This is a genomic window from Streptosporangium sp. NPDC000239 (genome assembly GCF_040300765.1).
Taxonomy (GTDB): domain Bacteria; phylum Actinomycetota; class Actinomycetes; order Streptosporangiales; family Streptosporangiaceae; genus Streptosporangium.
The window spans coordinates 25,833-45,881 of the sequence record NZ_JBEPEI010000008.1 but is presented as its reverse complement, the minus strand read 5'-3'; the positions used below and the strand labels follow the sequence as shown (position 1 = coordinate 45,881).

At 70.9% G+C, this 20,049-nt stretch carries 18 protein-coding genes; 9 read left to right on the top strand and 9 right to left on the bottom strand.

What is annotated here, in order from left to right; all coding sequences use genetic code 11:
- Window positions 1-39: 39 nt before the first annotated feature.
- On the bottom strand, window positions 40-1,371 hold the full coding sequence (locus ABT340_RS21035) for a serine hydrolase domain-containing protein (RefSeq protein WP_352012474.1): 1,332 nt from the start codon (window positions 1,369-1,371) through the stop codon (window positions 40-42).
- 160 nt (window positions 1,372-1,531) lie between these two features.
- Between ABT340_RS21035 and ABT340_RS21030 the strand changes: the two genes are divergently transcribed.
- Window positions 1,532-1,789, top strand: coding sequence for a hypothetical protein (locus ABT340_RS21030; RefSeq protein ID WP_352012473.1), 258 nt, complete (start codon window positions 1,532-1,534; stop codon window positions 1,787-1,789).
- Between the two features lie 71 nt (window positions 1,790-1,860).
- Here ABT340_RS21030 and ABT340_RS21025 read toward each other — a convergent pair whose 3' ends face one another.
- Together ABT340_RS21025 and ABT340_RS21020 are read right to left on the bottom strand one after the other, a co-directional pair.
- Window positions 1,861-2,655, bottom strand: a complete 795-nt coding sequence (locus ABT340_RS21025) for a peptidylprolyl isomerase (protein WP_352012472.1) — start codon at window positions 2,653-2,655, stop codon at window positions 1,861-1,863.
- Between the two features lie 91 nt (window positions 2,656-2,746).
- A complete protein-coding gene (locus tag ABT340_RS21020; RefSeq protein WP_352012471.1) occupies window positions 2,747-3,301 on the bottom strand; it encodes an RICIN domain-containing protein in 555 nt (184 codons plus the stop codon).
- Between the two features lie 381 nt (window positions 3,302-3,682).
- Between ABT340_RS21020 and ABT340_RS21015 the strand changes: the two genes are divergently transcribed.
- Window positions 3,683-4,021 carry a P-loop nucleotide/nucleoside kinase family protein gene (locus ABT340_RS21015; protein WP_352012470.1) on the top strand — a complete coding sequence of 113 codons (339 nt, stop codon included), beginning with the start codon at window positions 3,683-3,685 and terminating at the stop codon, window positions 4,019-4,021.
- 155 nt (window positions 4,022-4,176) lie between these two features.
- Here ABT340_RS21015 and ABT340_RS21010 read toward each other — a convergent pair whose 3' ends face one another.
- The gene (locus ABT340_RS21010) at window positions 4,177-4,626 is read right to left on the bottom strand and encodes a MerR family transcriptional regulator (protein ID WP_352012469.1); all 450 of its coding nucleotides are present in this window, start codon (window positions 4,624-4,626) and stop codon (window positions 4,177-4,179) included.
- Window positions 4,627-4,650: 24 nt separating this feature from the next.
- Here ABT340_RS21010 and ABT340_RS21005 point away from each other — a divergent pair, with 24 nt between their 5' ends.
- Together ABT340_RS21005 and ABT340_RS21000 are read left to right on the top strand one after the other, a co-directional pair.
- Entirely contained in the window at window positions 4,651-5,628 is a 978-nt protein-coding gene (locus ABT340_RS21005) for an MFS transporter (protein ID WP_352012468.1), read from the top strand.
- On the top strand, window positions 5,586-6,119 hold the full coding sequence (locus ABT340_RS21000; protein ID WP_352012467.1) for an MFS transporter: 534 nt from the start codon (window positions 5,586-5,588) through the stop codon (window positions 6,117-6,119). Before ABT340_RS21005 ends, ABT340_RS21000 begins: the two co-directional genes overlap by 43 nt.
- A 10-nt stretch (window positions 6,120-6,129) precedes the next feature.
- Here the strand turns inward: ABT340_RS21000 and ABT340_RS20995 are convergent, their stop codons facing one another.
- From ABT340_RS20995 to ABT340_RS20985, 3 genes are read right to left on the bottom strand one after another with little or no spacing between them, the layout of a single operon-like run.
- Window positions 6,130-6,708 carry a TetR/AcrR family transcriptional regulator gene (locus ABT340_RS20995; protein WP_352012466.1) on the bottom strand — a complete coding sequence of 193 codons (579 nt, stop codon included), beginning with the start codon at window positions 6,706-6,708 and terminating at the stop codon, window positions 6,130-6,132.
- 51 nt (window positions 6,709-6,759) lie between these two features.
- Window positions 6,760-7,254 (bottom strand): nuclear transport factor 2 family protein, encoded by a 495-nt coding sequence (locus ABT340_RS20990; protein ID WP_352012465.1) that lies wholly within the window; start codon window positions 7,252-7,254, stop codon window positions 6,760-6,762.
- Window positions 7,255-7,297: 43 nt separating this feature from the next.
- On the bottom strand, window positions 7,298-9,040 hold the full coding sequence (locus ABT340_RS20985) for a right-handed parallel beta-helix repeat-containing protein (RefSeq protein ID WP_352012464.1): 1,743 nt from the start codon (window positions 9,038-9,040) through the stop codon (window positions 7,298-7,300).
- Between the two features lie 54 nt (window positions 9,041-9,094).
- On the opposite strand from ABT340_RS20985, the gene ABT340_RS20980 reads away from it, so the two are divergent.
- Window positions 9,095-9,982 carry a TetR/AcrR family transcriptional regulator gene (locus tag ABT340_RS20980; protein WP_352012463.1) on the top strand — a complete coding sequence of 296 codons (888 nt, stop codon included), beginning with the start codon at window positions 9,095-9,097 and terminating at the stop codon, window positions 9,980-9,982.
- Between the two features lie 171 nt (window positions 9,983-10,153).
- Here ABT340_RS20980 and ABT340_RS20975 read toward each other — a convergent pair whose 3' ends face one another.
- On the bottom strand, window positions 10,154-12,412 hold the full coding sequence (locus ABT340_RS20975; RefSeq protein WP_352012462.1) for a PxKF domain-containing protein: 2,259 nt from the start codon (window positions 12,410-12,412) through the stop codon (window positions 10,154-10,156).
- A 382-nt stretch (window positions 12,413-12,794) separates the two neighbouring features.
- On the opposite strand from ABT340_RS20975, the gene ABT340_RS20970 reads away from it, so the two are divergent.
- From ABT340_RS20970 to ABT340_RS20960, 3 genes are all read left to right on the top strand, one after another.
- On the top strand, window positions 12,795-14,831 hold the full coding sequence (locus ABT340_RS20970) for a catalase (protein WP_352012461.1): 2,037 nt from the start codon (window positions 12,795-12,797) through the stop codon (window positions 14,829-14,831).
- A gap of 154 nt (window positions 14,832-14,985) precedes the next feature.
- Entirely contained in the window at window positions 14,986-15,528 is a 543-nt protein-coding gene (locus ABT340_RS20965; RefSeq protein ID WP_352012460.1) for an MmcQ/YjbR family DNA-binding protein, read from the top strand.
- Window positions 15,529-15,732: 204 nt separating this feature from the next.
- Window positions 15,733-16,560, top strand: coding sequence for an alpha/beta fold hydrolase (locus ABT340_RS20960; protein ID WP_352012459.1), 828 nt, complete (start codon window positions 15,733-15,735; stop codon window positions 16,558-16,560).
- Between the two features lie 53 nt (window positions 16,561-16,613).
- Here ABT340_RS20960 and ABT340_RS20955 read toward each other — a convergent pair whose 3' ends face one another.
- Window positions 16,614-16,874 carry a hypothetical protein gene (locus ABT340_RS20955; protein WP_352012458.1) on the bottom strand — a complete coding sequence of 87 codons (261 nt, stop codon included), beginning with the start codon at window positions 16,872-16,874 and terminating at the stop codon, window positions 16,614-16,616.
- 233 nt (window positions 16,875-17,107) lie between these two features.
- On the opposite strand from ABT340_RS20955, the gene ABT340_RS20950 reads away from it, so the two are divergent.
- Window positions 17,108-19,993, top strand: coding sequence for an AfsR/SARP family transcriptional regulator (locus tag ABT340_RS20950; protein WP_352012457.1), 2,886 nt, complete (start codon window positions 17,108-17,110; stop codon window positions 19,991-19,993).
- Window positions 19,994-20,049 lie beyond the last annotated feature (56 nt).

The following is a 20,049-nucleotide window of genomic DNA, read 5'->3' as shown; positions in this document are numbered from 1 at the left end:
GCTTCGCGCGGTCCGTGCCCCGATCGTTCGGGGCACGGATCAGCGGACGCGCCTGGCCGCCCTGCCGCCCAGGTGCAGGAAGGCGATCTCGCCCGCGTCGTCCCGCAGGAAACGGCCGATGACCTGCTTGGGGTCGGCGGCGATCGTCAGGTCGTCGGAGCCCTCGACCAGCGCGAGCGGCATGTCGGGCATGCCCTCGACCCCCGCGGCCACCAGCTCGGGCCGCAGCACGAACCGCGCCGTCAGTTTCTCGTCCACCTCGAAGATCCACTGCCCGGCGTCGTAGCTGCCCGCGTACTCCGGCCCGGGCTCACCCAGCGGCAGCAGTACGGCCTGCGACGGCACGCCGAGCAGGTGCTCCAGGCACCAGTCGGTCACCAGCGTGCCCAGAACCCTGCCCGGCGCCGAGTTGGTGAGCGTGGTGACGGCGAAACCGTGCTCGGGGGCCAGCACGAACGACGACAGCTGCAGGTTGCCGATGTTGCCGCCGTGGGTGACCAGCCGCAGGCCCGGCCGTTCCTCAAGCAGCCACGGCAGGCCGATGCCGCTCCACGGCGCGCCGAGGTGCACGTGCTCCCGCTGCATCAGCTCCCTGGTCGTGGCTCCGACCGGCCCCTGGCCGTCCACGGCGCCCGTGCCCAGGTGGAAGGCGGCGTAGCGGAGCTGGTCGCGCACCGAGGAGACCAGTCCCCCTTCGGGCATGCCCTCGCGGAACAGCCCCCAGGTGTGCGCGACGTGCGGGCCGTCCGGCCGGACGACGTGGCCGACGGCGTGCGGCCGGGTCGCGACCTCCCAGGGGAAGAAGGAACTGGAGTCCATCCCCAGGGGCGTGAGCACGATCTCGCCGACCGCCGTCTCGTACGGCTTGCCGCACACGACCTCGACGATCCTGCCGAGCAGCCTGAACCCGGCGTTGCTGTAGGAGGCGAGCCGCCCCGGTGCGAAGAGCTGGGGCAGCCGGTCGTAGGTGGTGATCGAGGCCGCCAGGGCGTCGGCGCCCCAGCTGTCGCCGTCGTCGACGTCGCCGAGGAAGCCGCCGGTGTGGGTGAGCAGGTGCCTGACGGTCAGCTCCTCGGCGGCCTCCTCGTCGGCGAGCCGCAGGTCGGGCAGGTAACGCCGTACCCGTCCGTCCAGGTCGAGCAGGCCTTGCTCGACGAGGTGCATGATCGCCGTCGCGGTGACCGTCTTGGTGGTCGAACCGATCTGGAACAGCGTGTCGCCCGTCACGGGGGCCGGGGCGTCGACGCTGGCGACGCCGGTGGTGAGGACGTGTTCGGTGCCGTCGACGATCACGCCGACGGCTGCGCCGGGAACCTGGAGGGCTTTCGCCTGACTGTCGAGCAGGTCCCGCAGGTGGGTGAGGTCAGCCATTCACCCATCCTGCTGACGACCGGATCGCGAGGGCTTCGTCGGCCTCCACCATTTCCCGCGCCTGGTTCGTCCGGCAGCCAGAGCGGGATGCATGATCTTCCGGGGTCCGCACGCCGGAGACGCTCGGCCGGTTTCCCGGGCCTGGGAAGCGAGGAGACAGGTGAATCGATCGAAGGCCAGAGCCATAGCCGTGGAAAAGCTCGGATACTGGGCCGGTGAGGCCGCGTCCGAGGTCGGGGAGAGGCTTCTCGACGGGAGCGTCCGCGAAAGGTACGTGGACGAACAGGGGAAGACCTGGACGATCGCCTCAAAGGCATTCCGGGATGGCGAGGATATTCGCGTCGTTGTCTCCGTGGACGACGGCGGTCTCCTCTCGTCACTGTTCCCGGAGTCTCAGAGTGACGTCATCAGGGTTTGAGACCGTGTGCCGGGGTCCGCCGGTGACTCCCGCATGGAGGGGGCACCCGCGGACCACGCGGACAACGGAGACTAGCGCCAGACCTGGGCGTGGCGGATCTTCACCGGAAGGACGGGCTTACCGTCGACCGGCGGGGTGGGGCCGTCCGGCGTCGGCTGGATGCCGCCCGCGGCGACACGGTCGAGGGCGGCCAGGCCCGCCGCGTCGACCGTGCCGAAGACCGTGTAGTTGGGCGGCAGGCCGGAGTCTCCGTAGACCAGGAAGAACTGGCTGCCGTTGGTGTCAGGCCCGGCGTTGGCCATGGCCAGCACCCCGCGGGCGTAGGTCTTGCGCGTGCCGGTGGTGTCACCGGGCCACGGCGGCAGGTCGGTGGGCAGCTCGTCCTTGTACTTGTAGCCCGGGCCGCCCTCACCGGTGAAGCCGGGGTCGCCGCACTGCAGAACCTTGAGGCGGTCGTAGGCGGTCAGCCGGTGGCAGCCGGTGAAGTCGTAGAAGCCGTGCCTGGCCAGGTGCACGAAGCTCTGCACCGTGCAGGGCGCCTTGGCGGCGTTGAGGGTCAGGCCGATCCGGCCGTGGTTGGTGCTGAGGGTCGTGGTGACCGTCCTGGTGGGGGTGCGACGCGGGTCCGGCGGCAGCGGCACACGCCGTACGGCGGGGTCGTCCGGCGTCGGGGTGTAGTGGCACGGCCCGTTCGTCGGCCTCGGCGGCCTGCCCCCGGCCTGGTTCGCGGCCGAGTCGGTGGCCGAGGGCGCGGCCGGGTCCGTGGCCGCGGAGGCGGGCAGGGAGCTGAGCGCGACCAGGGAGCCGGCCGTCGCGGCGGCCAGTGCGGCGCGGGCCGCGAATCGTAACAACGCGCTGTCGGACATGGTGCCCTCCTGGGGGTGATCAACAGAACCCCTGAGGTCTAATCGATCTGACCGGCGCCGTCAAGGGTGCCGCCGCTCGCCGGCCGGGCGGTCACCAGGTCTCGTCCTCACGCAGGAACCGCCACAGCCGGTCGGTGGAGTTCTGGTCGCGGGCGAGGTGGAGGGTGTCCCAGCTGCCGGGCCCCTGGTAGGAGTCCAGGGTCAGCGCGAGTGTGGTGTTGAGCCGGGGACGGTAGGCGGCCCAGCCGGTGCGCTGGTCGGAGTCACCCTGCTCGGGGCGGCGCGACCAGTCCTGCAGGGGCGAGCCGTTGCACGTTCGTACGACCACCTTGTCGGCCTCCCTGGGAAGGCCCGTCACCGGTTGCAGGCACTTGTTGGCCGCCTCGTTCTTTATCACGTAGTAGCCGTCGTCCTTGACGGTGTAGGTCCATTTGACCGTCCGGTATCTCCACCGGGGGTGACGCAGGGCGATCGCCTCGGCGCCGTCGGCGAGGCTGTCGCCGAGGACGGCGAGACGGCCGCCGTCCATCCGGTTGATGAGCTCCCGGTTGGTCTGCGGGGGGTCGGCGTGCGCGGCGGGCGCGCAGATCAGCACGGCCGCGACGAGCATGGCCGCCACGCACACGATCTGGCTGGCGCTGGGCATGGGAAATCACCTCCGTGATGCCACACAAAGTAGCCACTCGGATACTTTTCGTGCGCTCTCCCGGGAGGGGCTTCTTCGTCCCGCCGGGTCACACAGTCCTCACGGGCGGCACCGTTTGACTCGTCATGGGCCGGCGTGGGTTGTCCTCCTGGTGGCCGGCACACGTGCTGACGCGTCACCTTTGGCCGGCCGGCCGGCCGGTCGCGGCGCGTGGACGCATCCGGCCACAGTGGGCGAGCCGGGCACGAGGCCGGATTCGCTCAGGACGTCGGCCGCCGTCGTGGTCGCACGAAGGCGGCCGGTACGGTCACGCGGACGATCCACCGGAAGGGCGGCCGTGACGGCGCGGCGGCCGGAGTACCGGAGCGATGGAGGATTCCGATGGGCGACGCGGGCTCCGAGCCGAGACTGATCCTGCTGTGCGGACCGCCCGGCTCTGGGAAGACGACGCCGGCCAAGCGGCTGGCGGGAGAGATTCCGGCGGTGCGGCTGTGCCCGGACGAATGGACGGCCGATCTCGGCGTCGACCTGTTCGACGCGGACGTGCGCGACCGGCTTGAGCGGCGGTTCTGGGAGCATGCCCAGGAGTTGCCGGCACTGGGGCAGAACGTGATCCTGGAGTTCGGCTTCTGGGGGCGTTCCGAACGCGACGAGAAGCGTTTGCGGGCGCGCGCTCGGTTTTCCTGTCGAACTGCGCTATCTGGCCACACCGGTCGATGAATTGTGCCGCCGTCTGGAGGTCCGCAACAGACAGGGGGCGCCTGGGACGGCTCCGGTCGGCCGTGAGCTGCTTGAGGAGTATCTGAGGCTCTTCCAGGCTCCCGGCGATGACGAGCTCGCCCTTTTCGACGAACCGCTGTCGTGAGGGGGCCGCCTCAGTCGTGGCCGGGGTCGGGGGCCCACAGCCGGTCGGCGTCTCCCGCGGCGAGCCGCCCCCGGTAGACGTCGATCTTGTGGCTGATGAGGTCGAGACTTTCCCGTACCTCGGCGAGCCTGGCGGTCACCTCGCCGCGGTGCGCCTCCAGGAGGGCGAGCCGTTCCCGTTCGTTGCCCGGTCCGGCCGCCACGAGCTCGGCGTAGTGCCGGATGGTCCTGATGGGCATGCCGGTGGCCCGCAGCTTGGTGCAGACGACGATCCAGTCGAGGTCGATCTTCCGGTATCTCCGCCATCCGCCCACGGTGCGGTCGACGGTGGTGACGACCAGCCCGGCACGCTCGTAGTAGCGCAGCGTGTGCACGCTGACCCCGGTACGGCGGGCGGCCTCGGCGATGCTCAGCCCCTCCTGGGCGTCGGGGAGGGCCGTCTGCGGATTGACTTCGAGCACGCTCTAAATCTTAGCCTCGCGGTCGTGATTCATCCGACACGATTCCGGACCACGGCCGACGAGCCCGGTCACCGGCTCCTGGTGCTCGCGATCTGCTGCGTCAGCGCGGCCGTCGTGGTCATGGACATCTCCATCGTCAACGTCGCGCTTCCCTCGATCCGCCGTGACCTGCACGCCTCGGTCTCGGGCCTGCAGTGGACGGTGGACGCCTACACCCTGGTGCTCGCCGCCTTCCTGGTGCCGGCGGGCTCGACCGCCGACCGGGTGGGCCGCAGGCGCGTCTTCCAGATCGGCCTGGCGGCCTTCGGGATCGGCTCGCTGCTGTGCGGGCTGGCGCCGAGCGTCGGCTGGCTGGTCGCGGCACGGGTCGTCCAGGCCGTCGGCGGCACGATGCTCAACCCGGTGGCCATGGCGATCGTCGCCACCGCCTTCCCCGAGCCCGCGGACCGGGCCAGGGCCATCGGCGTGTTCGGCGCGACGACCGGCCTGGCGCTGGCGCTCGGCCCGGTTCTCGGCGGCCTCCTGGTCGACGGTTTCGGCTGGCACGCCGTCTTCTGGGTCAACGTGCCGGTCGTGGCCGCCGCGATCGGGTGCGCCGCGCTGTTCGTCCCCGAGTCCCGTGCCCCTCGCCCGCGCCGCTTCGACCCGGCCGGTCAGGCCCTGGTGGTCGTGGTGCTGGGCTGCGTCGTCTACGCGGTGATCGAGTCCCGGCGGCTCGGCTGGACCTCACCGGTGATCCTGGGGCTGCTCGTGGTCGCCGCGCTCGGCGTGCTGGGCGTTCTGCGCCACGAGCCACGCCGTACCGATCCGCTGCTCGAACTGCGGCTCTTCCGGAGTGTGCCGTTCGGGTCGGCGATCCTGATGACCTTCTTCGCGCTGTGCGGGTTCGGCGCCTTCCTGTTCGTGACCACCCTGTACCTGCAGGAGGTGCGCGGCATGTCCGCGCTGGCGGCCGGGCTGTGCCTGCTGCCGGGCTGTGCCTGCTGCCGGTCGGGGCGCTGACCGTGGTGCTCTCCCCCCTCACCGGAAGGCTGGTCGGCGCGCGCGGCCCCCGGCTGCCGCTGGTGGTCGCCGGGAGCGCCCTGGCCCTGGGCGCTCTGGCCTCGCTCCGGCTCGGCCCCGCGACCCCGTTGCCGGCCGTGCTCGTGACGTTCCTGCTGTTCGGCGTCTTCCTGGGGGCCGTCAACCCGCCGATCACCAACACGGCGGTCTCCGGGATGCCCCGTTCGATGGCCGGGGTGGCCGCCTCACTGGCCTCGGCGGGACGGCAGAGCGGCACCACGCTGGGCGTCGCGATCGCCGGAATGATCACGGGGCCGGCCCTCACCCGCGGCGGTACGGCGTTCACCGCGGCCGAGCGGGGGGTGTGGTGGCTGGTGGCAGGGCTCGGTGTCTGCGTCGTGGCCTTGGGGTTGCTCGCCACCGGGCGCCGGGCCCTGGAGAGCGCGGACCGGACGGCCGCGCTGTTCGAGGACCTGGACGGCAGGCCGTGACGGTGTGCCGTCACGGCCTGCCGGCGAACCTGTCGACCAGGAGGTCGAGCCGCTGTGCCGACCCCTCCGCGGGCAGGCGGCCCGAGCGGGTGAGCGCGACCAGGCCGTGCATGGCCGCCCAGAAGACCTCGACGAACAGACCCGGGTCGGCGTCCCCCGCCACGTCGCGAAGCGTGTCGAGCAGCGCGCCGAACCCCTCGCGCAGCGGCGCGGGGGTCGCCGCGTCGGCGAAGGGCAGGCCGGTGTCGAGAAGGAACATCGCGTCGTACAGCGCGGGGTTGCGTTCGGCGAAGCCGACGTACGTCTCCGCGAGCGCGGACACCGCGGCCCGCCCCCCGGAGGAGTCCGCGACCGCGCGACGCATCGCCGCCGCCAGTTCGGCGAACCCCTCCAGGGCGACGGCCCCGACGATCTCACGCTTGCCGCGGAAGTGGCTGTAGAGCACGGGCTGGCTGTACTCGATGCGTTCGGCCAGGCGGCGTGTGGTGACCGCCTCCCACCCCTGCTCCTCGGCGAGCTCCCGAGCCGTCGTGACGATCAGTTGGTGGCGGTGCGCCCGCTCGCGCTCCTTGCGTTCCCGTACCGACATCCCCCGATTCTAGCATCGCTAGACATCCGAGCGTCGATCGAAACGATCTGTTCAGCGGATCGGAAGCGGGACGCCACGCTGGTCGGCCGGACGGGGGCCGTGGATGCGCCGGTCGTCCTCGAAGATCGGCGTGTCGTTGATGCTGGCCTCCCTCCGGCTCATGAGCCCCTCCGGGGAGAACTCCCACAGCTCGTTTCCGTAGCTGCGCCACCACTGACCGGAGGAGTCCCGGCACTCGTACTGGAAGCGCACCGCGATCCGGTCACCGTGGAACCCCCACAGCTCCTTGCGGAGCGCGTAGTCAAGCTCCCGGTCCCACTTCTCCCGCAGGAACGCCACGATCTCCGCCCGGCCCGTGACGAAACGGTCGCGGTTACGCCACACGGAGTCCTCGGTGTAGGCCGACGCGACCCGTTCCGGATCACGGGTGTTCCAGGCGTCCTCGGCGGCCTGGACCTTCTCCAGCGCGGTTTCCAGGGTGAAGGGCGGCAGGGGCGGTCGTGTCGTCACGACGGTCTCCTCGACGTTGTCCGGCAGTCCCTCCATTAGAGCCGTACGGCGGGCGGGAGGGCGTCAACGGGACCCCGGATCAGGACGGCGCCGGGGCCTTCCGCAGGAGACCGGCCCGGGCCCGGATCGCGGCGGCGGCCTCCGGCTCCGGCCCGCCGGTGAAGGTGACGTTGTCCTCGTAGAGAACCCCCGGCGGCGGAGCGTCGGCGCCGACCGGGTCGGCGTCCCACAGGTTGCCCCGGTAGACGACGTTGTCCAGCGGCGGCGACACGTGCAGGACAGCCGTGCTGTCGGCCCTGACGACCAGGTTCTCCTCGACCGTCACCCACGCCGCGCCGTAGTCGGTGTAGAGGCCGAAGTTGTACGGCGTGCGCGTGTCCTCGATGACGTTGCCCCGGATGACCGCCCCCGAGTCGTGGGAGCCGCCCTGCGGACCGGCGAGATAGACGCCTCCCCCGTCGGCCAGCACCTGCATCGTGCCGCTCGTGAGGTTGTTCAGGACGCGGGTGCCCGTGCCGGGCCCGGCGACGATGCCGCAGTGGGGCACGTCGGCGATGTGGTTGTGCGCGACCGTGCATCCGGTCGTGCCGTTCAGCGCGACGCCGGGCGAGCCGGAGAACTCCAGGCCGACGCGGTGGACCCGGTTGTCCTCGACGAGGACCGAACGACTGCCGCCGACCACGATCCCCCCGGCGGAGAGCGTGTCGAAGTCGCACCCGCGCACCGTGACGTCCTCCGACGTGGAGACACCGAGTCCGGTGGCGCCGAGCCGGGTGAAGCGGCACCCTTCGAACCGCACGCCGGAGGCGTTCTCGACCACCACGCAGGCCGGGATCGTGACGGGCTCCCGGGGCACCGTGACCGAGGAGCCAGCGTCGTCGATCGGGACCGTGTCGATCGGGCCGCCGACGTGGAAGCCGCTGCCGTGGTAGTGCAGGAAGCCCTCGGGCCCGCTCGGCCGCAGCCAGGTGGCCTCGGCGAACGTCACCCCGAGGAAGGTCACACCGCGCCCGCCGGTGACACGCACCAGTGTCTCCAGGACCGGCGCGACCACCCGGGTGCGTTCCGGGTGCTCACCGGGCAGGGGCAGGTAACGCAGGACGTGCCGCCCGGGGCGTGAGCGGTCCAGGACGAACGTGCCGGGCTCGGTGAGGAAGGAGGCGTCGTTCTCCACCCTGGTCGGCAGGCCGGGTCCCCGTGAGGTCTGGCCCTGCCAGGTGGAGTTGTACAGCTCCAGGGCGCGTCCGAACGCGGGCTGCGCCATGGTGATCACCGTGCCGTCGCCGCCGGTCGTGACCGAGGCGACACCGATGCGGGCCTCGGTCCACGGGTAGACGCCCCGGTGGACGAACTCCACGTCGCCCGGATTGCGCCAGGCCGACGGCGCCGTGCTGTCGGTGGTGTAGCCGGTCTCGGTCAGGGTGATCTCGCCGGGCAGGGCCTCGACACCCGCCCGTTCGGCCCGCCGGCCGTCCACGTAGAGCTGGCGGGTTTCCAGGTCGCCGACGTCGGCCAGCCACACGCCGTCCAGTTCCCGCCAGCCGGTGACGGTACGGCCGCCGCTGACGACGACCTCCTCCTGTTCGGCGGTGCCGTACCCGTGGGCCTGGTAGGTGACACGGCCGTCACGGCCGTCACGGCCGGGGGCGGCGGTGAGTTCGAGCGGCTCGGTCAGCGCGTACGCGCCCGCCCTGAGCCGCACGACGACCTCGCCGGTCAGGGCGCGGGCCGCCAGCCCGGCACGGCCGAGGGTGGCGAACGGGCGTTCCCGCGTCCCCGGGGCGGAGTCGTCCCCGTCGGGGGCGACGAACAGTTCGATCATGGATGTGTCCCCTCGAAACATGTTTATGGTGTGCACATGGTGTATACCATAAACATGAGGGATGACAAGGTGAACGATCCTGAGCGCACGGTCGAACTGCTGTGGCGGCGGGACGGCGCGGAGGCGAGGCGGGGGCTGAGCCTGGGCCGGATCGTGCGCGCGGGCATCGAGCTGGCCGACGCCGAGGGGCTGGCCGGGCTGTCCATGCGCAAGGTCGCCGAGCGGCTCGGCTTCACCACCATGTCGCTCTACCGGCACGTGTCCGGCCGCGAGCAGCTCATCGACCTCATGCGCGACGCGGTGACGGGCGAGAGCCCGGGCACCGTGGATGCGGACGTGGACGCGGACGTGGACGCGACGGGGAGGGACGGCTGGCGGGCGCGGCTTGAGGCGTGCGCCAGGCAGGGGTGGGAGCTGCGCCGCCGTCATCCCTGGCTGTCGGAGATACGGGGCGGGCGCCACGTGCCCGGCCCCAACGTCATCGCGCATTACGAGCAGATGCTCGGCGTGGTCGCCGAGACCGGCCTGCCCCCCTCCGAGGTGATCGCGGTGGCCGGTCTCGTCGGCAGGTTCGTCGACTCGGAGGCGCTGCTGCTGGTCGAGGCGGCCGAGGCCGAACGGCACAGCGGCCTCAGTGAGGAGGAGTGGTGGGGAAGCCGTGACACGCTGTTCGAGCAGCTGAACGGCTACCCCGTGATCGCTCGCCTGTGGGAGGAGGGGGGCTACGACCGGCCGGAGGACCCCTTCGAGTTCGGCCTCGCCCGGCTGCTGGACGGCATCGAACTGCTGGTCAAAAAACGTTACGAAACAAGTGACGAAACAGGGGTGTGTGTCGTGTGCGGCACGCCGGTCGAACAACCCTCCTCGGGACGCCCCAGGGCGTACTGCTCCCCCTCCTGCCGCCAGCGGGCCTACCGCAGACGCAAGTCCGACGCCACGTGACGGCGGACCGTGCTCGACATCCCCACCGAGGTCGCGGCGGGCGGAGCCGCGCCGCCGGCCCGGATCCGGTTTCCGGCGACGGACCGGGCCGGTACGGCGCCGATGGAAACCCGGCCGGGGAACGGGGCCGATCCCGTCTCCCGGCCGGGCGGTCGTGTCGCGGCTACGCCGCTACCTCAACGTGATCACGGCGAAATGGCCGGTGCCGTCGTCGAGCTTCAGCTGGAGCTGACGGCAGGTGTCGGACCAGCTCTTGTCGGTCTTCCAGACGTAGTTGTACTGGCCGCCTCCGTAGCTGATCTTCGAGTTGCCCGGGTTACGGGTCGGTTCGGCCGGGCCGATCGGTTTCCCGGTGTCACAGGCCACCTGCTGAGAAGCCGGGTAGCCGGGGGCGAAGACGTCGGGGCCGCGGTCACCGCCGAGGCTGAACTTGATCGGTACGGCGCTGCCCGCCTTGCCCGACATCGTCTCCGGGAAGTAGGCCTGCCAGGGGTAGACGACCTGGTAGGTCACCTTCCGGCTCGCGGTGTTGCCCGCGTTGTCGACGGCCTTGACGGTGAAGTCGTGGAAGCCGACGGAGGAGGTGTCGAGCGGGCCGCCGTCGGGCACCGTGCCGGTGCAGCCGGCGATCCCGGACAGGTTGTCCTCGCACCGGTACGACGCGGTCGTGGCCGTCCCGAGCGTGTAGACCGCGCCGTCGGCGGGCCTGGTGAGGGAGATCGTCGGCTTGGTGAGGTCGACGGTCACCTTCACCGCGCGGTCACCGGAGATCGCCACTCCGCGCTCGGTGGCCGTCGCGCCCTCGGCGGTCACGGAGAAGTCGCACGTGATGTGCGGGAAGACAGCCTTGAGCCTGCCGTCGGCTCCGGTGGTGCCCAGGGCACGCGGGCCGTTGCCGCAGTCGGCGCGTACCTGCGCCCCGGCCAGCGGCTGACCGGCGTCCGAGAGCGCGGACACCGTCACCGCGTTCAGCGCGTTGTGCGCCACCGCGCCGCCCACGACGTCCAGGGTGGTCTGCAGCCTTTCGGGGCTGATGTTGTCCATCGTGTCCGTCGGCCTGTGGTACTGCGGCTCGGTGACGTACGTCCCGCCCGTGGGACCGCAGACGGCCGGCGGGGCCGGCGGCCGATAGTCGAGCCAGATGAACAGCGAGGACGGGATGCCCACGTCGTAGAACGCCTGGTGGTCGCTCTGCCCGAGCCTGCAGTTGCGCAGCCCGTCGAACCCGACGCGGGCGGCCGACTCGTAGGCCTCCTGGACCACGTAGTTCGACTGACCGTTCGGGGTCAGCGCCCACAGCCGGGCAGGCTCGTACGGCGTGCCGACCATGTCCATCTGCCACTCGCCGACGAACCGCGCCTTCTCCGCCGCGGTCAGCGTGTTCACGTACGCGCGGGCACCGAGGAGACCGCCCTCCTCACCGCCGAAGCCGCCGATCCGCAGTTCCTTGTCCAGCGGGTACTGGCTGAGGACCCGGGCGACCTCCAGGGAGACGCCGTTGCCCGAGGCGTCGTCGTGGGCGCCGGGCGCGCCCAGCACCGAGTCGATGTGCGCGCCGACCATGACGATGGGCGCGGTGGTGCCGTCCGGGTCGCCGACCGCGGGCCGGATGCCGATGACGTTGGTGCCCATCGGGTTCGCGTACTCGTTCGTCGCGATCGTCAGCGTCAGCGGCCCCTTGGCCAGGAGTCCCCTGAGCCAGGCGCTGTGCGCGCTGCCGCCGCCGACCACCGGAATCCCCGGCTGGGGAGTGGTGAGGGTGAACGACGGTGGTGCGGAGTTGCCGGTCGGGTAGGCCAGGACGACCGCGAGCGCGCCGCGGCTCACCGCGTTGGCCACGGCGGTGTTGCGGACCGTGGCGTTGGTGCTGTAGTCCATCAGCACGATCTTGCCCTCGGTGTCGGCCGGGAACTCGGTGGCGGACTGGCCCGTCCCGGCGTCGACCACCTGGCCCTTCACGCCGGTGTCGCCGGTGAACTTCCCGCTGGCCGAGGCTGCCATCTGCCAGTTCGGCCCGCCGGGCAGGTCGGCGTCCGAGGACGTGACCTTCGCGACGCGTTTGGTCGAGACCGGGCCCCACTGCTGGAGGGTCACCTTGAAGCCGTAGGACTTCAGGATCCCGCCGATGTACTCCGCGCCCTCCCGCTCCTGCGGGGTGCCGTTCAGGCGTGGGCCGATGTCCACGGCGAGGTGCCGGATGTGGTTGACGGAGTTGGCCGAGTCGAACCGGCCGACGATCTCTTTGTCGTAGTCCGGCAGTGGCGCGTCCGCCGTCGCGGACGCCGCGGCCGTCAGGTTGGAGCCTGGCAGCGCCTGAAGCTGTACGCCACCGGCGGACGCCGGAACGGTCCCGAGGGACAACGCGGTCGCCAGGCCACCGATGACGGTCAGTCGCTCAAGTCGCCGAGGTCGTCTGAGTGAACTCCTCACGGAGAACCTCCTGGTCATGGCGGACGTGAAAGTCCGCATGGCGTCCCCACCCTCTGGACCCTCCGGGGTGCGGAGGGTGAGGACAAGGTTGGCGATTAGTACCAGGCGGGCAAACCAAGGGTCAAGGGTCGCCTCGCCCGCACCCCGGAGGAGACGCGCCTCGCGGACGGGACCGTTCCACGCGGCTGGGACGAGGACGACGCCCGGAGTACCGGCCGTCCTCGCGGAAACGGCGGATGAGTCTTCCTAGGGGTCCGGCGACGCGCCGGATCCGCCGGGAATCCCACGGTGCTCACGACTGACCGGGGTGACCGGGTGGGTGATGGGGGTATAAGCGCGATTGGCCCCCCGGCTTCGATCTCATCTCGACCGTGGGGGACCTGTGGCAGACGACGGCAACCGGAAACAGCAGCAGCTCGACCAGTATCGGGTGGACTCGGCGGACACCCGGTACACCACCGACCAGGGCGTCCGTGTCGACGACACCGACAACTCACTGTCGATCGGTGAGCGCGGCCCGACCATCCTGGAGGACTTCCACTTCCGGGAGAAGGTGATGCGCTTCGACCACGAGCGCATCCCGGAGCGGGTGGTGCACGCCCGCGGTTCGGGCGCGCACGGCGTCTTCCAGGTGTACGAGTCCCTGGCCGAGTACACCTGCGCCGACTTCCTGTGCGACCCTTCGCTGGTCACCCCGGTCTTCGTGCGCTTCTCCACCGTCGCGGGCTCGCGCGGGTCGGCCGACACGGTGCGCGACGTGCGCGGGTTCGCCACCAAGTTCTTCACCCGGCAGGGCAACTACGACCTGGTCGGCAACAACTTCCCGGTGTTCTTCATCCAGGACGCGATCAAGTTCTCCGACTTCGTGCACTCGGTCAAGCCCGAACCGCACAACGAGATCCCGCAGGCCCAGTCGGCGCACGACACCCTGTGGGACTTCGTACAACTGCAGCCGGAGACCATGCACATGATCATGTGGCTGATGTCGGACCGGGCGATCCCGCGCAGCTACCGGATGATGCAGGGCTTCGGTGTGCACACCTTCCGGCTGGTCAACGCCGAGGGGCGGGGCACCTTCTGCAAGTTCCACTGGCGGCCCAAGCTCGGCACCCACTCGCTGGTGTGGGACGAGGTGCTGCGCATCCAGGGCAACGACCCCGACTTCAACCGCCGTGACCTGTGGGACGCCATCGAGAACGGCGACTACCCCGAGTGGGAGCTGGGCCTCCAGCTCGTGCCGGAAGAGGACGAGCACAAGTTCGACTTCGACCTCCTCGACGCCACGAAGATCATTCCGGAGGAGGAGGTGCCGTTGCGGGCGGTCGGTAAGCTGACCCTCAACCGCAACCCGGAGAACTTCTTCGCCGAGACCGAACAGGTCGCCTTCTGCACCGCCAACGTGGTGCCGGGCATCGACTTCACCAACGACCCGCTGCTGCAGGGCCGCAACTTCTCCTACCTCGACACCCAGCTGCTCCGCCTCGGCGGCCCGAACTTCCAGCAGATCCCGATCAACAGGGCGGTCGCGCCGGTGCACAACGACAACCGCGACGGCTTCCACCAGCACATGATCCACACCAGCCGGACGAGCTACTCCAAGAACTCCATCAGCGGGGGCTGCCCGGCGACCGGCGTGCTCAGCGGTGACATGACCGGGGTCTTCCGGCACTACACCGAACGGGTCGAGGGCGAGAAGATCCGCAAGCGCAGCCCCAGCTTCGGCGACCACTACAGCCAGGCCACGCTGTTCTGGAACAGCATGGCCCCCTGGGAGAAGGACCACATCGTCAAGGCGTTCCTGTTCGAACTCGGGCACGTCGAGCGCCGCTACATCAAGGAGCAGGTGGTCGAGCGGCTGACCAACGTCGACACCGGGCTGGCCGCGCACGTGGCCGCGGGGCTCGGCCTGCCCGCGCCGACGGCCAGGGGCGTCAACCACGGCAGGTCCTCCCCCGCGCTCAGCCAGGCCGACCAGCCCTCGTCCCTGGCCACCCGCAAGATCGCGGTCCTGGTGAGCGACCACACCGACGCCGAGGCGCTCTACCCCGTGATCCAGGAGCTGGAGAACGGGAAGGCGATCTGCGACGTGGTCGCCCCGCACGAGGGCATGGCCGGGCCGCTGTCGGTCGACAAGCAGGTCAGCGCGGCCTCGTCGGTACTGTACGACGCGGTGCTGTGCACCGGCGGTGAGGGGCAGGCGGACGACGGCTACGCCGTACAGTTCGTCCGCGAGGCCTTCAAGCACGGCAAGGCCATCGGTGTGCTGCCGGACGGTGAGGCCCTGTTGCGGGCCGCCGCGCTGCCCGGCCGCCAGGGGGTCGTCGAGGCCTCAGCGGGAGACGACTTCGTCCAGCGGTTCGTCGACGCCGTCGTCCGGCACCGGCACTACGACCGCGACGTGGCGTCCTTCCCCGCCTGAGCGCTCCGGCCTTCGGGCCGGAGGCCGCCAGGACATCCGAGCCGTTCGCCGGCGCGGGAACACGGCGGACCTCTCGGCGTCGATGACGACGCCGAGAGGTCCCCCGATCCGTGCCGTACGGAGCTTCTGTCGGTCCTGCATGCCAAAGTGGCCCATGACGACTTTCGCCCAGCTTCGCAAGACCGCGCTCTCCCTCCCCGGGACCGCCGAGCAGGGTGACCGCCCCGGCGTGATCGCGTTCACCGTGCACGGCAGCCTGTTCGCCTCGACGGGAGACAACGACCACGTGCACCTTCACCTCCCCGCAACGGAGGCGGAGAAGGTTCTCGCGGCGTACCCGACCGCGGAGCCGCTGCCCCACGACGGGACGTCGGCCGGCGTACGTGTCCCGCTCGTGGACATCGACGGTCAGCAGCTCAACCACTGGGTGCGCCGCGCCTGGTTCTCCCACGCGCCGCGACAGCTCGCGCGGCAGGCCGCCGCCGGAGAGACGGCGGTCGCCGGTGAGACCGGGGACCTGCCCAAGGCCATCGGAGGGCCCGCCACCCGGGCGCTCGCCGGCGTCGGCATCACCACTCTCGCCCAGGTCGCCGAACTGACCGAGGCCGAACTGATGGCGATGCACGGAGTCGGGCCGAAGGCGGTTCGCGTTCTCGGCGAGGCGCTCAGGGCGGCCGGGCACGAACGCGGGAACTGACCTCGCCGGGACACGTCGAGAGGTCCCCGGCCGGAATCCGTCCGCCCAGGACCGGCGGAGCGATTCCGGCCGACGGGTAAAAATCCGCAGACCTCGCTTTGGCCTTATTTCTGCCCCTCCGGCGGTATCGCCTCCGTGACGACACCGGAGCCACCGGCCATCCATGGCCAGGCCGCGTCCCAGGAGACCTTCGGAGGGTACGGCATGCCTTACGTGACCACGCGCGACGGCACAGAGATCTTCTTCTACGACTGGGGCAGCGGGCCGCCGGTCGTCTTCATCCACGGCTGGCCGCTGAACGCGGACGCCTGGCAGGACCAGCTGAAACTGGTCAAGGACCACGGCTTCCGGGCCATCGCGCACGACCGCCGGGGGCACGGCCGCTCAAGTCACCCCCACGACGGCTACGACTTCGACACCTTCGCCGACGATCTCAACGACCTCATCACCAAGCTCGACCTGCGTGACGTCACGCTGGTCGCGCACTCCATGGGAGGCGGGGAGCTGGCCCGCTACATCGGCCGGCACGGCACCGACCGCATCAGTAAGGCCGTGCTGCTGTCGGCGGTCCCGCCGCTGATGCTCAAGACGGACGACAACCCCGAGGGCACTCCCCAGGAGGTGTTCGACAAGATCAAGGCCGGTATCCTCGCCGAGCGCTCGCAGTTCTGGAAGGACTCCGCGGAGGGCTTCTTCGGCGCCAACCGGCCCGGTAACAAGGTGACGCAGGGCAACAAGGACGCCTTCTGGCTGATGGCCATGGCCGAGAACATCGAGGCCGGGGTGGTCTGCGTGGACGCCTTCTCCGCCACCGACTTCACCCAGGACCTGAAGAGGTTCGACATTCCCACCCTGATCATCCACGGTGACGACGACCAAGTCGTGCCGATCGCGGCCTCGGCGGACAAGTCCTCGAAGCTCATCCCGAACTCGACCTACAAGGTGTACAAGGGCGGCTCACACGGCATCGCGCTGGTGCCCGGCGACAAGGAGAAGTTCAACGCCGACCTGCTGGAATTCCTGAACTCATGACCCGCGGGTGGTGCCCGTCCGCACGACGGGCACCACCCTCACGGCGGGCCGGCTCAGCGGTCGGTCCACAGGTGCCAGAACACGTCGCCTTCGGAGCAGGTGTAGTGCCCCCAGTGCCCCCGGTCGATCCCGCCCTGGCCCGCGGTCACGCACCTGGCGTGGCTCGTGAACCAGTCACGGTAGACGTCGTCGCCGAGCGCCTGCACGGCGGTGCCCTCGGTCGCGACGGTGGCGTGTGCCGGGCCCGCGGTCAGCAGGCAGGCGGAGCCCAGCACGGCGGCGGCCAGCGCCACCGGACGGAACCTGGTCGTCATGTCGTCTCCTTCGCTTGTCTTCGCACGCCGTACGGCGGTGCCCGTTCCGGCGGACCGGGGCGGCGCGACCCGGGATCCCGCGTCCAGTGCCGTGGGGTCGCGCGCCCCGGTCACTCGTAGCGTGGTGGAGGCCGCCGACACGCCGGTCACCCGCCGGTCACGCGCACCGCTCCGTCGTGGGCCCGTACGTGACGCGTTGCGAGCTGAGGGTAATGATGTGATTACAATTCGCTGTGAAAGGGTTGGGTTTCGAGTTCAGGATTCTGGGGCCGGTCGAGGTCCTGCACCACGGCAACCGCCTGACCATCCGAGCGGCCAAGCTGCGCACCCTGCTCGCGGCGCTGCTCCTGGACGCCAATCGCGTGGTCACCGTCGAGACGCTGATCGAACGCGTATGGGGGGACGACGCCCCCAACGGCGCCCGCAACACGCTGCAGAACTACGTGCTGCGGCTGCGTCGTCTGCTGAACGGGGCGGGGTGGGAGTGCCCGCTGACGACGCACCCGAGGGGGTATGCGATCGAGCTGCCCGCCGACACGCTGGACCTGCACCGTTTCGACGCACTGGTGCGCCGCGCACGGGCGGCGGCCGCCGTCGAGGAGACGGAGCAGGCCGCCACGCTGCTTCGGGAGGCGTTGCGCCTGTGGCGCGGAGAGGCGCTCGCGGACATCGGATCAGAGGTCATACGCCGTGACGTCGTCCCCGTGCTCGACGAACGCAGGCTCGACGCCCTTGAGCTTCGCATCGAGGCGGACCTGGCGCTGGGACGGCACGAGGACGTGCTGGCCGAGCTGCACGGGCTGACCACCGCGCACCCGCTCAGGGAGCGACTGTGGAGACAGCGGATGCTCGCGCTGTACCGGTCGGGACGCCGGGGCGAGAGCCTGCGCTGCTATCACAACGCCAGGGACGCGCTGGTCGAGCAACTCGGCGTCGATCCCGGCGACGAGCTGCGTGAACTGCACCGGCGGTTGCTCACCGCCAGCCCCGCGCTGGCCTACGTCAGCCCACCGCGGGTGCGCGGCAACCTGCCCGCCGAGGTGACGACGTTCATCGGCCGGGCACGTCAGCTCGCCGACATCGGGCGCCTGGTGAGAGGAAACCGGCTGGTCACCCTGACCGGCGCGGGCGGGGTGGGCAAGACCCGGCTGGCCCTGCGGGCGGCGGCCGAGCTGTCCGGGGACTTCCCCGACGGGGTGTGGCTGGCCGACCTGACCGCGTTGCCGGAAGGACGGCCACTTGAGCACCTCGTGGTCCAGGCGCTGAGAATCCGCGACCAGTCCGCGCGTCCGCCCGCCGACGTCCTGGCCGACTTCCTGCGTGACAGGCGGCTGCTGCTGGTGCTGGACAACTGTGAGCACGTGGCCGCCGCGGTCGGCGCTCTGGCCGACACCCTGCTCAGGGCCGCCCCGGGCCTGCGGATGCTGACGACCAGCAGGCACCGGCTCGGCCTGCGCCACGAGCACGTGCTGGTCGTGCCCCCGCTCACCCTGCCGCCCGTGGCCGCCGCGTCCCGGGAGCGTCCGCTGACCGGCTACGACGCGGTGGCGTTGCTGGTGACGCGGGCCGCGGCGGCGGCACCGGACTTCCGTGTCACCCACGACAACCACGACCTCGTCGTCCAGCTGTGCAGGCGCCTGGACGGCATCCCGCTGGCCATCGAACTGGCCGCCGTACGGCTGGGCACGCTGTCCATCGCGGAGATCCTGGAGCGCCTCGATGACTGCTTCCGTCCGCTGGGCGGCGACATCCGGGCCATGCCCCGCTACCACCGGACGTTGTGGGACGTCATCGACTGGAGCCACGAGCTGTGCACCGAGCCGGAACGCCTGCTCTGGGCGCGCCTTTCGGTCTTCTCCAGCGGTTTCGACCTGGAGGCGGCCGAAGCCGTGTGCTCCGGCTCGGGCATCGCCCGCCGGGACGTCGTGGATCTGCTGGCGAGCCTGTGCCACAAGTCGGTCCTGCTGGCGCGGACCCAGGGTCTCCGTACGCGCTACCGTCTTCTGGAGACCATCCGTCAGTACGGCGGGCGGAGACTGGCCGACATGGGCGCGGAAGCCCGGCTGCGGCGGCTCCACCGCGACCACTACCAGAGACTGGTCGCCACCGCCGCGGCCGAGTGGTGCGGCGTCCGCGAGGTCGAGTGGCTGTCCCGGCTGCGAAGGGAGCTGCCCAACCTGCGGACGGCGCTGGACTTCTGCGTCACCGAGCCGGGGCAGGCGGACAACGGCCTGGAGATCGCCGTCAACCTCACCCGTGTCCGGTCCTGGTTCTTCACCAGCACCATCGGTGAGGGCCGCCACTGGCTGGAGCGCACCTGCGCGTTGTCCGCGCCCGGCCCCCGGCGCACCGACGCGCTGGCGATGCTGAGCTGGGTGGCCCTCCTGCAGGGCGACCACCGGCTCGCCGAGAGGTATCTCGCCGAACACCGCGCTCCGGCCTCGCCCGTCGCCACCTATCTGGAGGGCGCCCATGCGATGCTCACCCATTCCGACGCCGGGGCGATCCCCGTGCTGGCGCGGGCCAGGGACATGTTCCGGCGGGCGGGTGCCCGGGGAGACGCCCACATGGCCACCATGCTCTGGGCGATGGCCTGCGCCTTCCTCGGCGTCCCGGACGTCGCGCGCGCCGCGGGAGACGCCTACCTGGAGGAGGCCGAGGCGAACGGCGCGGCCTGGGCCCAATCATGGGCACTGTGGACGCTCGGGCTGACCAGGCTGCGGCTCGGCGACACCGTCGCGGCCATCGAGCTGCTGCGCGACTCTCTGGTCCGCCAGCGCGACATCGACGACCGCTGGGGTCCCGTCTGGGGAGCGGAGGCGCTGGCCTGGGCCGTCGCCGCCGCCGGGCAGTACCACCGGGCCGCCGAGCTCCTCGGCGCCGCCCGTCATCTGCGCCAGGCCGTGGGCGTCGGCCTCATCACCCTGCGCCCCTTCCACGAGATGCACATCGAGGCCGTACGGCTGGTGCGCGGCAACCTCGACGCCCGCTCCTACGCCGCGGCCCTCGAACGGGGGGCTAGGACCGAGGACGCCTCCCCGTGGCCGTCCTGCCTGGTCGAGGCCCTGGAGAGGCATGGGGTGGTTCACACCTCCTCGGAGAGCGGGGCGACCCGGTGACGGTCGTCCCGTCTCGGGCCCGGAGGCCCCGCGGGGTCTTGAGACGGTGGCCGTCG